The organism is Chamaesiphon sp. VAR_48_metabat_403 (assembly GCF_031422475.1).
GTDB lineage: Bacteria > Cyanobacteriota > Cyanobacteriia > Cyanobacteriales > Chamaesiphonaceae > Chamaesiphon.
The window spans coordinates 1-11,230 of the sequence record NZ_JANPLS010000108.1 but is presented as its reverse complement, the minus strand read 5'-3'; the positions used below and the strand labels follow the sequence as shown (position 1 = coordinate 11,230).

General features: G+C 43.4%; 13 protein-coding genes. 7 read left to right on the top strand and 6 right to left on the bottom strand.

The window, feature by feature from the left end:
* A partial coding sequence (locus tag RMO79_RS05555) for an AMP-binding protein (RefSeq protein WP_310482061.1) occupies window positions 1-2,373 on the top strand: 2,373 nt, incomplete at its 5' end.
* A 212-nt stretch (window positions 2,374-2,585) separates the two neighbouring features.
* A complete protein-coding gene (locus tag RMO79_RS05550; protein WP_310482060.1) occupies window positions 2,586-3,071 on the top strand; it encodes a hypothetical protein in 486 nt (161 codons plus the stop codon).
* Window positions 3,072-3,086: 15 nt separating this feature from the next.
* Here the strand turns inward: RMO79_RS05550 and RMO79_RS05545 are convergent, their stop codons facing one another.
* The 3 genes from RMO79_RS05545 to RMO79_RS05535 form a co-directional block, all read right to left on the bottom strand.
* The gene (locus RMO79_RS05545) at window positions 3,087-3,740 is read right to left on the bottom strand and encodes a DUF6629 family protein (protein WP_310482059.1); all 654 of its coding nucleotides are present in this window, start codon (window positions 3,738-3,740) and stop codon (window positions 3,087-3,089) included.
* 68 nt (window positions 3,741-3,808) lie between these two features.
* Window positions 3,809-4,387: a hypothetical protein gene (locus tag RMO79_RS05540; protein ID WP_310482058.1), complete on the bottom strand. Its 579-nt coding sequence runs from the start codon at window positions 4,385-4,387 to the stop codon at window positions 3,809-3,811.
* 17 nt (window positions 4,388-4,404) lie between these two features.
* A complete protein-coding gene (locus RMO79_RS05535) occupies window positions 4,405-4,746 on the bottom strand; it encodes a helix-turn-helix domain-containing protein (protein ID WP_310482057.1) in 342 nt (113 codons plus the stop codon).
* Window positions 4,747-4,855: 109 nt separating this feature from the next.
* Here RMO79_RS05535 and RMO79_RS05530 point away from each other — a divergent pair, with 109 nt between their 5' ends.
* The gene (locus RMO79_RS05530) at window positions 4,856-5,293 is read left to right on the top strand and encodes a thioesterase family protein (RefSeq protein WP_310482056.1); all 438 of its coding nucleotides are present in this window, start codon (window positions 4,856-4,858) and stop codon (window positions 5,291-5,293) included.
* Window positions 5,294-5,327: 34 nt separating this feature from the next.
* Here the strand turns inward: RMO79_RS05530 and RMO79_RS05525 are convergent, their stop codons facing one another.
* The gene (locus tag RMO79_RS05525) at window positions 5,328-6,221 is read right to left on the bottom strand and encodes a DMT family transporter (RefSeq protein ID WP_310482055.1); all 894 of its coding nucleotides are present in this window, start codon (window positions 6,219-6,221) and stop codon (window positions 5,328-5,330) included.
* A gap of 73 nt (window positions 6,222-6,294) precedes the next feature.
* On the opposite strand from RMO79_RS05525, the gene RMO79_RS05520 reads away from it, so the two are divergent.
* The 4 genes from RMO79_RS05520 (at window position 6,295) to RMO79_RS05505 (ending at window position 9,689) form a co-directional block, all read left to right on the top strand.
* The gene (locus RMO79_RS05520) at window positions 6,295-6,789 is read left to right on the top strand and encodes a DUF427 domain-containing protein (protein ID WP_310482054.1); all 495 of its coding nucleotides are present in this window, start codon (window positions 6,295-6,297) and stop codon (window positions 6,787-6,789) included.
* Window positions 6,790-6,931: 142 nt separating this feature from the next.
* Entirely contained in the window at window positions 6,932-7,618 is a 687-nt protein-coding gene (locus RMO79_RS05515; protein ID WP_310482053.1) for a L,D-transpeptidase, read from the top strand.
* A gap of 261 nt (window positions 7,619-7,879) precedes the next feature.
* Complete coding sequence (locus tag RMO79_RS05510) at window positions 7,880-8,443, top strand: RNA 2'-phosphotransferase (protein ID WP_310482052.1); 564 nt, start codon at window positions 7,880-7,882, stop codon at window positions 8,441-8,443.
* 55 nt (window positions 8,444-8,498) lie between these two features.
* On the top strand, window positions 8,499-9,689 hold the full coding sequence (locus RMO79_RS05505; RefSeq protein WP_310482051.1) for an AAA family ATPase: 1,191 nt from the start codon (window positions 8,499-8,501) through the stop codon (window positions 9,687-9,689).
* A gap of 374 nt (window positions 9,690-10,063) precedes the next feature.
* On the opposite strand, the gene RMO79_RS05500 is transcribed toward RMO79_RS05505, so the two are convergent.
* Together RMO79_RS05500 and RMO79_RS05495 are read right to left on the bottom strand one after the other, a co-directional pair.
* Window positions 10,064-10,720 (bottom strand): TetR/AcrR family transcriptional regulator, encoded by a 657-nt coding sequence (locus RMO79_RS05500; RefSeq protein WP_310482050.1) that lies wholly within the window; start codon window positions 10,718-10,720, stop codon window positions 10,064-10,066.
* A gap of 6 nt (window positions 10,721-10,726) precedes the next feature.
* Window positions 10,727-11,230, bottom strand: a 504-nt coding sequence (locus tag RMO79_RS05495; RefSeq protein WP_310482049.1) for a cytochrome P450, incomplete at its 5' end; no start/stop codon positions are given.

Below are 11,230 nucleotides of genomic sequence, written 5' to 3'. Positions count from 1 at the left end.
TCGCAAGCAACCATCATTCTCACCACCGCTAAAATTCTCGCTCGGCAAGCAGATCTCTCTACCGAAATCGATCGATCGGCAATGGATTGGCTGGCGACAGATTCGATCGCAGATCGATACCCGATCGATCGAGAATTGCCGATTTTTCCAAACGATTTAGCCTATCTACAATATACTTCTGGCTCAACTACTCTGCCAAAAGGAGTCAAGATCGGGCATCAAAATCTTTTGCATAACTTAGCCTCGATCGAACGAGCTTATAACATTAGTGCCGACAGTAGTTGTGCTACGTGGGTGCCTCATTTTCATGATTATGGATTGGTTGGTGGATTACTCATTCCGATCTATACAGGGATTCCTGGCTATCTGATGTCACCACTAGCTTTCCTGAAACGCCCACTATCCTGGCTCAAAACTATTTCTAAATATCGAATTACTCATAGTGGCGGTCCGAATTTTAGTTACGATTTTTGTGTGCGGCAGATTGCATCGTCAGAGATCGTCGATCTCGACCTCCAGAGTTGGCAGGTAGCGCACACAGGTGCAGAACCGATCCATCATCAAACCCTATCTCGATTTGCCGCAACTTTTGGCAATTATGGTTTTGACGATCGAGCTTTTTTTCCATCTTATGGTTTGGCAGAATCTACACTCTTTGTCACTACCAAAAAAATCGGCGAACGACCGACTTCGATTGCTTTTTCCAGAGCAGAATTAGCAGCACGAGTTGTGAAAGTTCCCAATTCCGATCCGGCAATTGCAACATTACCAAATTCAGACTCGATAATTACCCTCGTCGGTTGTGGCTACCCCGATCTCGATTCAAAACTTGCGATCGTCCAGCCCAAAACGTTAGTCCAACTACCCACAGATCGAGTAGGTGAAATTTGGATATCCAGCCCTAGTATTGCTAATGGCTATTGGCATCGTGAGGCAGAAACTAACACTACTTTTAATGTTGCTTTAGCCGATCGCCAAAATGAGCTGTTTTTACGCACTGGAGATTTAGGATTTATTCATAACGGACAACTATTCGTTACTGGTCGGCTCAAAGATCTCATCATCATTCGCGGTCAAAATTATTATCCGGAGGACATTGAATGGGAGGTCGCGAATAGTCATGTAGCACTTTTTCACAATTTGAATGCAGTGGTTACTGAAGAAGTAATGGGTTTCGATCGATTAGTCATCATTGCTGAAATAGACAAATCTTTTTATGACAGCTCGGCAGAAATATTCACAGCAATTCATCGCGCGATCGCTCGTTCTCATCAAGTACCTATTGCTAAAATTTCATTAGTAAAAAGAGGAAGTATCCCCAGAACTTCTAGTGGAAAAATTCAACGCAATAAATGTAAAGAACTTGTTCTAAACAATAGTTTTCAACCGATCGACATTTGGACGGCAGACAGTCCGGGCGATCGTAAATTTAGCTTGCCTCAGGACGAAGTTGAATTTCGACTGATGACGATATGGGCAGAAGTTTTAGATCTTCCATCTATTAGTATTGAAGATAATTTCTTTGAATTGGGTGGAGATTCGCTCAAGGCTGCAAGCGTAATTGCTATGGTAGAAACATTCAGTCCTCAGTTAGATTTATCTGCAATAGTCGAGAATCCAACAATCGAACGATTTGCGAGTTATTTATATAGTCAAGTTGCCTGTTTGCAAGAGCAGCGGCAGCTTATTTGCCTCAAAGCTACTGGTAGTAAAAGACCTTTTTATTACATACACCCTCACAGTGGTAGTGTCATTTTTGCAGGCAAATTAGCAGCTTATTTTGACTCAGATCGTCCGATGTTTGCGATTCAGGCAGTAGGATTAGACGGCAGGCAAGAGCCTTACAATCGGATTGAGGATATGGCCACACACTATCTCCAAGAAATCCGCACCTTCCAGCCTAATGGCCCATACTTACTCGGCGGGAGATGTATCGGCGGTACAATTGCTTTTGAAATAGCACAACAATTGACGACCCAAGGTGAACGGGTATTACTGGTAGTAAATGTAGAAGGGCCGCGTACTCGAATGCTCGATCCGATCGCCGAGCAACGTCTTAATAACGACATGAAAAAGATGCACGATCTCAATGCCGATCGATCTAGCAATTTCTTGAAGGTAATGAATGCGATCGACGAGGCGGTACGTTTCTATAAACCCCAAGTTTATCACGGTCGAATTGCTTACTTTTCGACAGCAGAAATGATGTATGATGCCAGCGATGGATTTGGCTGGGCTTCGCTAACTGTTGGTGGCTTAGACATTTACAAAATTCCTGGAACTCACCTAAATTTAGATGTAGATCCACAGGTGCAAATACTTGCCAAAATCTTGGGAGATTGCCTAGATAAAGCAGAACAAAATCCTGAATAAATGCGCGATCGACTTAGTTTCTATTAGGCTAGTATAACCAAATCTAAGTACGCTCGGTTAAGATCGCTCTGCCCAGATTTTAGTCGGCTCGACCGTCATTAAGTGAAAGCTTATCTAGTCTTATCTCGTCTGGCTTATCACCAGTCCTCCGCCGATACTAGAGATATAGATCGTCGATTGTCAAAATCGCAACTCTTTTAGAAAAAAATATCATGCTCCATCACATTTCTATTTCTGTTAATAATCCCCTGCACGTTGCCAAGGTACTCGCCGAAGTTTTTCGAGGCAAAGTGGTGCCCTTTCCCCCGCATCCTGGTAGCTACATGATGCTAGCCAGGGACAAATTTGGTACCGCGATCGAGCTATATCCAATTGGTACCGAATTAATTCCCAACGCTAACCAAGGACAAGCTGGTTTTCAATTAGATCGCCAAACTTCCTATTACATTCCCTTTCATGCCGCGATTTCCGTACCCGCCAATCTCGAAGAAATCGAACGCATCGGGGTGAGATTTGGATGGCAAGTATTCCCCTGCAATCGCGATGGTTTATTTGATGTGGTAGAATTTTGGGTCGAAAATCGGCTGATGCTAGAATTACTAACTCCGGCAATGGCGAGTAAATATCTCGAATGTTTCAGCCCCGAAAATTTACCCGCATTAATCGAACAATTTTCCTCGATCGAATCCCCGAATTAATCTGTTCGATCGCTGCTATATCTGTACTGTTTTATTAGTAGATATATCGGCGATCGTTAAATATAAAAGCCCACTCAACACAGCCGCAAAAAAGCACCAAACCGATACCATTGTCGCGTGAAAGAAGAGTTGGCTGACCGCAAAAGAAATAACGATCGAACCGCTAAATAATTTCAAGGCGGAGCTGTGCGCGATCGCAAATGGCAGCACGATTATTGCCAGATACAGATATTTACTGGCTTCATAACCAGGAATGAACTTCAGATCGTAAAATAAATTACCTGAAAAAGTCTGCGGTTTCACGCCATGCAGCATAATCCAACCAAATAAATAAATTCCTAATAATAATCCCCCGATCGTCAAGCCTAATAATACTCTTTTTTTGTTAGCATTTATTTCTAAGTAGTAAATCGCCAGCGGACTTAATACCAGCCATAGCAAAGTAGCAAACAATAAAAATCCATAAGTACCGATCGTATCCACTTGACTGAAATAACTATTACTCTTGCCCAGCCAGACAAATCCTTCTAAAGTTTGCTGGAGTGCGAACAAACAAGGAAATGAAGCTAATAGTAGTTGATTTTTTGAAGTTGTTTGTCGAATAGTGCCGATCCCTAATAATGATAAACCTGCGGCGGCACTGAAACTAACGATCGCTGAAAAACACATAAGCTGTAATTGTAATTTAGTTAAAATGTGAGAGCAAAGATCGTTTATATCGTTGTGCGATCGAATATTTAAATTGGTTGTTTTTCTGCCTCAGTTCGGCGATCGATAAATAAACCGCGATCGTCATCATCTCTTTTAACGATCTCAATTTTCCTAGTCTCTAGCCAAGTTAATACCCTTTGAGCCTCGATTATCGCTTCTGGAATCAGATCGTCTATCGCTTTACTTTGTTCTTCAATACTTAATTTATCTCCATATTCATTTGGTTCTGCGTTCGCAATTGCTGAAAGACCATATCTAAGACCGAGGCAATCTAAAAAATAATATCCATCGCAATAAAGCTCGTAAAATTTAAATAATATATCTTGAGAATTTTCACTGATATTAACAAAGTCCGTCAAAATATTTTTAAGCTTCCACAATCCATATTCACTAGCATCAATATATTTATTGATGATTTTGACGATCTCATGTTTTGTATTCGATCGGCAAAAATCTACCGAAATTAAATTTAGATAATCTTCCTTTTCTAAGACATCTGTCAATATAGTAGTCTCATACGACCACTTCTCAAAATTATCGATCGATTCTTCATCATTGAGAAACTCAAAAAATTTATGTTTGACAAAAAATGGTAAATCTTGCATCTTAACTATTCTCTAATCTAGTTCGATGGTGGCAAAGTAGTACCCTCTAAATGCTTCAAACCCCAAGCTGCCATTATTTTTAAAACTGGGCGCAAACTTTTGCCTTCCGCTGTCAATTGATAGTTCATTCTGCGTGGATGCTTGCTATAGGGCTGTTTTTCTACCAAACCCAGTTCTTCTAACAATTTGAGCCGACTGGCGAGAATATTTGTCGAAATTCCTTCTGGCGATTCCAAAAACTCCTCGAACCGCTGCTTATCTAAAAACATCATGTCACGAATTATTAGCAGCGTCCATCGATCGCCAATCAGATCTAGCGTACAGGCAACAGGGCAGGGGGAACGTTTCGGTATTATCATTTAATCGAGAATTGACTGGCGTGGCGATCTGAAATTTATGCTAGGTTCTTGCATTTTACAAGCTATCTCTGCTATTTTTGATGGTAACTTGCAATTTAAAACTTACCTTATGCACGTAATCCAGCCCAGTAACCCCTTAGCAGTCGAATTACAGCTACCTGTGAGAACCTATGATATTGATTTTGCGGGGATTGTGAGCAATATCGTCTATGTGCGCTGGCTTGAAGATCTGCGGATAGAAATCATGAATAGTTTCTTTCCGCTAGCAGAGCAACTTCAAGATGGAATTGCGCCAGTAGTCTTACAAACTAAAATTGATTACAAACAGTCGATTCAAATGTCCGATCGACCGATCGGTAAAATGTGGGTAGAATCATTAGCATCATTACGCTGGATCGTTAGTGCCGAGATTTCGATTTCAGGTAAAACATCCGCTATCGCCCAGCAAACGGGCATCTTTATCAATACAGACAGTAAAAGACCGATCCGAATTCCAGCACGATTGCAGCAACAATATGACGAGTCGGTATCGCGCTCGAACTCTTGAATTAAAAATATCGATTTTTCTGAGGATAACTAAATTACGATCGAGCCACAATCGCAGTGCGTTTTCCTAACGCCACGCAACCGATGACGGCGGCGGCAAAACCAATGGTAGCGATCGATAAATGCTCTTTGAGCAGAATCGCCGAAGCTGATATCGTCAAAAATGGCTGAAGAAGCTGAAGTTGACCGATCCGAGCGATGCCGCCCAGAGCTAGCCCCCGATACCAGGCAAAAAACCCTAGAAACATACTAAAAACGCTCACATATAGAAACCCCCAAATCGCTTTGGGCGTGATTGCGGCAAAATTGGCGGGTAAATGCTGCCAGACGATCGGCAGTAAGAGCGGTGCCGATAGCAGCAGCGACCAGCAGATGACCTGCCAAGCGCCAAAGGTGCGCGCTAATACTGCCCCTTCTGCATACCCCAAACCAGCCGCTCCAACGGCTCCTAGCAGTGCCAGATCTGCCAACCGGATCGAGCCGCCGCCAGATAATAGTGCGAAGCAAACAATCAGCGTACTGCCCAAACTGGCAAAAATCCAAAACTGAGGCGAGGGTCGTTCCCCCGCTCTCCATACGCCACATAGAGCCGTCGCTAAGGGTAATAAGCCCGTAATTACCGCCCCGTGAGACGCGGGTGCATCTTGCATGGCAATTGCGGAGAGCAGCGGAAACCCAATGACAACCCCAGCCGCCACGAGCGCAAATCTGGGTAAAAATCTCATAGGGGGCATCTTTTGGCGGGTCACAACTAGTAGAATTAATGATAATCCAGCAGCGACGATCGCCCGACCCAAACCGACAAACACCGGATCGAATCCAGTCAGCGCAATTCGCGTTGCTGGTAAGGTAATGCTAAATGTCAGGATGCCTAAAAATCCGTAGACAAAACCCATCAATTCTGGCTGCGATCGGGGCTGTGAAGTCATGATATAATTGCCTGCTGAAAAATGAATAAAGTGTTACAGTTTTTGTGCAGTCGATCGACATTTTCCTTACCTTATGCCTCCTCAACGCATCGCACCGCAAGCGGGTCAAGAATCAGTCTGGGATTACCCGCGCCCCCCGCGCTTAGAGCCAGTTAGCAAGCAGATTAAGATTGTTTTTGAAGGTCGCACTATTGCCGATACAACTGCTGGTTATCGCGTTTTAGAAACCAGTCACCCACCCGTTTATTATTTGCCACCCGCAGATATTGAAATGTCATACTTACAGGCAACCACACGCGGCTCGTTCTGTGAATGGAAGGGAAATGCACTCTACTACCACCTGATTGTAGGCGATCGCCGCATCGAAAATGCCGCATGGGTGTATCCCAACCCCACCGAAAAATTTCGTCCGATCGCGGGCTATTTGGCTTTCTACGCCCAGTTAATGGATGCTTGTTACATCGATGGCGAATTAGTCACACCCCAACCAGGTGGCTTCTACGGCGGTTGGATTACCAAAGATATTATCGGCCCATTTAAAGGTACTCCCGGTAGCTGGGGATGGTGAGGGGAAGATGGGAGTAGGGAGTAAGGAGTAAGAAGTAAGAAGTAAGGAGTTTCCTTTTAATCCAAAATCTCCCAGTCTCCCAGTCCCCCATCTCCCAGTCCCCCAGTCTCCCAGTCTCCCAGTCTCCCAGTCCCCATCTCGTATGAAATTAAAAAAAATATCGAAAGCGACAAAGATGGGCTTATTGGCTCTGCTGGGTGTGGGTGCGATCGTGGGTGTTTATCGGTTGGGATCTAAAATGGGATATATAGTGCCGATTTCCTTGTGGGATCAGTTTTTGTGCGAATCTTGTCAACAAGAAACTGCATATCATCAGCCGCCAAGTGGCAATATGTTACTAGCAGGCGATCGACCCCTTGTTAAATTATTAGGGGCGAGTGTCGATAAATCGAGAATTTCGATCTCGATCGAAAAATCTAAATATCGGCTGACTATCTATCAAGATCGCAAACCGATTAAATCTTATCCGATCGTTTTAGGCACGACTCCTCAAGGTGATAAATTTAGCGAAGGAGACAGGCGTACGCCCGAAGGAATTTTTTACCTGAGAGATCTCTATCCCCACCCTCAATGGTCGAAATTTTTGTGGTTGGATTACCCCAATGCTCGATCGTGGCACAAACATTTTGCAGCCAAAAAAAGTGGTGAAATTCCGATCTATGCCTCAGTCGGTAGTGATGTCGGCATTCATGGCGTACCTGCAAACAGAGACAAATTAATCGACAGCCGCACAAATTGGACGTGGGGATGTATCTCGCTCAAAACCGCCGATATCGACGAAATCTACGCAGTTTCTCGCGCTGGTACTCTCGTCGAAATTTTTCCCTAATTTCGATCGACAATAGACTTTCTGCGAAAGTAAGGCTTTAGGCTTTAGGCTTTAGGGAAAACTATGGACAAAAGCAATCCTAAAAAAGATGATGTTTTTACTTTTACAGGATGTCTAAGACATTTGGGTATATTAGCAGTAGGTACGATCGCTACGCCATTTTTCGATCTTAAATTTTAGATTAAACATCCCCCCAGTCTCCCCGTCCCCCAGTCCCCCCGTCTCCCCCTCTCCCATCTCCGAACTCCCATCTCCCATCTCATGAATAAGCTGCAAATTCCGCAACGCTACGTTAGAATCAGTAAATACCTATCCAAACACTTGCGCCATCAGCCAGAACGCTTAGGCTTGGAACTATTACCAGGCGGATGGGTCGAAGTAGATAAGCTGCTAGCAGCAGCATCGGCAAATGGATTTGAGATTACGCTAGCTGATTTACAACAAGTAGTTGCGACTAATGATAAACAACGTTTTGCTTTTAACGATCGCGGCGATCTGATTCGCGCCAACCAAGGACATTCTGTAGATGTAGACCTACAGCTTACCTCCCAAATACCTCCAGCGACGCTTTATCATGGCACTCATGTCAAAGCTGTAGATGCAATTTTGACGACGGGATTGCAAAAAATGTCTCGTCATCACGTTCATCTCACCACAGATCTCCACATGGCGGCGAAGGTTGGTGGTAGGCGGGGTGAAAGTGTCATTTTTACAGTCGATGGAATGGCGATGGTTGCCGATGGTTACAGCTTTTATTGCACGGAAAATGATGTGTGGTTGGTCGATGCAGTGCCGCCACAATACCTCGAAAAATTAATAACATGACTAGTCAGCAGCGTTAGATCCGCGCTGACAGCAAATTTTAGGACGGAACATAAATATGGGATATGGAGATTTCAACCAGAATAATAATGCCCAAAATAAAGGGTTATTAGCAGCAGGCTGGCGACCGCTGAATCGAGATTTAGATGTCAGCTTTTTTGCAAATATTGTTGTTAATGATACTTGGAACCTAACCAAACGCGGTGTCGATTTCTTGAGCGATGTTGCCGATGCCCTCAGTCGCAAACAATACTCATGGTGGGCAAATATTCTGAATGTATTTTCCGATAGCGTTCAGTACGAATTTAACGAACTCTGGAACTATATTACCCCAGATCCTGCCGCACCCGATCGCCGTCATAAAGATGTCATCGTCGCTCAAACGCCGATTGTGCAATTTGTCAGCCGCGATAGCATTCCGATCGAATATGTCTTAAATCGATTGGAAGAAATTACCGTCAAAAATATTTTAGAGATTTTAGGCACACCCGATCTGATTACTCAATACTATTGGGAGCGGTATTTTTACTATCCGACCGATCGATTCACGAGTTGGGAACGGTTGGAAGTATTGGGTTATGTGTCCGCCTACTGGAAAGAATACGATATTTGGGTGCAAGTCGAAACCTATGAAAAAGGCAAACGCCAATATACAATTTCTGCTAAAGATTTAGCACCCTTAATTAATAAAGCCACCTACGACCTAGCCGTGATTTTAAGCGGCTATAAAAGTCGCGTAGGTAAAATCAATAGCGATTACCCCATTCGATCGTTCCCAGCCGAAATTCAGAGCTTTACCGATCGCGTTCAACAAGCAATCCTCGAAGAAAGACAGGTAGCTGTCTTGGTTAATGGCGAACCAGGTACGGGTAAAACTGTCTGGACTCAAGCTCTTGCTAAAGAAGTATTGATGCCATTGGGTTATGTAATTTTTATTCTCGACCATGATGCGGTCGAAAATTTCGTACCGCCGAGCTATTTAGAGCGGATTTGCTTGATTATTAATGAAGCTGATAATCTAGCCAAAAACCGCGCCTTAGAATCAGCTCAAGATAATAGTAAAACCGAACACATTCTCGGTCTGCTAGATGGAACACTTTATCAAAGCGTAATCGATGAATCGGGAATTCATATTCAACAAAAATTAGTAGTGTTGATGACTTGCAATACTACCGATCGGATGGATCCGGCTTTGCTCCGCAAAGGACGGATCGATTTTACCTATGAATTCGTCCATAAATTTGTCTAAATATCTTATGAGAATGCTGGGTTGTGCTTTGCTCAACCCAACCTACAAATTCTAATCGATCGGTTTCTTTTAGACAATTAGATCCAACAAGCAGGGTTCTCTATTTGTTGCTAATGAATGACGTTTCACAAATATCGGCAGGTACGTCTTTGATGATAATAATGCAGTTATCTCGCTTCTAAGAAACTTAACTTGGAATCGGCTCAGAGCAAGGATCTGTAGGTTGGGTAGAGCAAGGCGAAACCCAACAGCCTCAGCCAAAGTTTCTTTCATCCATTAGACGACATTTATGTCGGCTCAGTTGCTCCAACGGAGAATCGAACTCCAAATTGCTGCTACTAAGTTCTCTTGCACTGGGCGGAGGGCATCGAGATTTAGAGCCATTCTTTTTCAATGCTGTCTAAGTCTCTCTTCGCACCGAGTTTGGTATACAGAAAATGAGAAATCGCATTACTACACCATTTTTGGATAAACCAATCAACAACCATGCAAAGTTTGTCTTCTTCCGGTTCATAATACTTCTCCGTGGTAGGCATTGGAAAGAAGTAACCAATCGAATATAAAAACACTTCTAGATCTTGTTCTAGATTATCGATTTTAAACAAATGTGACTGTATTCCTTCCTGGAGAAGATTCAATACATTATGGTTAAAATCCTTACACTGTTCTTCATACATCTGTGGTTTCAACCGAATCACTGCACGAGCGAGTTCCGCAGCATGAGAGCCGCTGAGTCGATGTGCCTGAACCGAACGAAAACGGCTGACCAGATAAGCCTTTAGTTTCTCAGATGCAGACATTGGCGATCGCAAAATTATCTCGACATCTTTCAAATGTTGCTGTGCATCAGCATCAGCCACTGCAATTAAAATTTCATTTTTGTTCTTAAAATACAAATATAAAGTTCCGACTGCGATCCCAACATCCTCCGCAATTTCCTGCATTGCTGTTTTCTTGACCCCGTATTGAATCAGCCGCTGATGAGCTGCTTTCAATATCGCTGCTTGTTTCGTCTCATCTGGCCGTTGCATAATCGATTAACATCGTTTTCGTACCGTAACTTTAACACCATATTTGGGACGCAATGTAAAACGAGGATCGACTTCAATCGACTGATTCGGAACTAATTCAATGTGAAAGCGTTGAGCGATCGCTGCCAAAATTGTTGTAGATTCCATCAGAGCAAAGTTTTTACCAATACAAATGTGTTGACCTGCACCAAAGGGGAAATAGGCAAACTTCGGTCTGCGATTGACTCGTTCGGGCAGAAATCGATCTGGATCGAATTGCTCTGGATTTTCCCAGAATTCAGGATGACGAAAGATGAAGTATTGAGCAACGCTAAAAACCGATCCTTTCGGGATGAAATACCCTTGGATTTCATCATCTTCTAAAGCAACTCTGGGGAGTCCTAACCCAATCGGACACAGCCGCTGCGCTTCATCAAATACGCGCCGAGTATATTGCAGTTGCGGTAGTTTTTCAATTGTTGGGTTATTTCTACTCAACACCGTTTCTAGCTCATCTTGCAGATTAGCCAT

Bases quoted from the DNA above. Each gene is read 5' to 3' on its own strand.
- RMO79_RS05530 (WP_310482056.1), top strand. From the start codon at position 4,856: ATGCACGTAATCCAGCCCAGTAACCCCTTAGCAGTCGAATTACAGCTA.
- RMO79_RS05510 (WP_310482052.1), top strand. From the start codon at position 7,880: ATGAATAAGCTGCAAATTCCGCAACGCTACGTTAGAATCAGTAAATAC.
- RMO79_RS05545 (WP_310482059.1), bottom strand. From the start codon at position 3,740: ATGTGTTTTTCAGCGATCGTTAGTTTCAGTGCCGCCGCAGGTTTATCA.
- RMO79_RS05515 (WP_310482053.1), top strand. From the start codon at position 6,932: ATGAAATTAAAAAAAATATCGAAAGCGACAAAGATGGGCTTATTGGCT.
- RMO79_RS05550 (WP_310482060.1), top strand. From the start codon at position 2,586: ATGCTCCATCACATTTCTATTTCTGTTAATAATCCCCTGCACGTTGCC.
- RMO79_RS05520 (WP_310482054.1), top strand. From the start codon at position 6,295: ATGCCTCCTCAACGCATCGCACCGCAAGCGGGTCAAGAATCAGTCTGG.
- RMO79_RS05505 (WP_310482051.1), top strand. From the start codon at position 8,499: ATGGGATATGGAGATTTCAACCAGAATAATAATGCCCAAAATAAAGGG.
- RMO79_RS05540 (WP_310482058.1), bottom strand. From the start codon at position 4,387: ATGCAAGATTTACCATTTTTTGTCAAACATAAATTTTTTGAGTTTCTC.
- RMO79_RS05500 (WP_310482050.1), bottom strand. From the start codon at position 10,720: ATGCAACGGCCAGATGAGACGAAACAAGCAGCGATATTGAAAGCAGCT.
- RMO79_RS05535 (WP_310482057.1), bottom strand. From the start codon at position 4,746: ATGATAATACCGAAACGTTCCCCCTGCCCTGTTGCCTGTACGCTAGAT.
- RMO79_RS05525 (WP_310482055.1), bottom strand. From the start codon at position 6,221: ATGACTTCACAGCCCCGATCGCAGCCAGAATTGATGGGTTTTGTCTAC.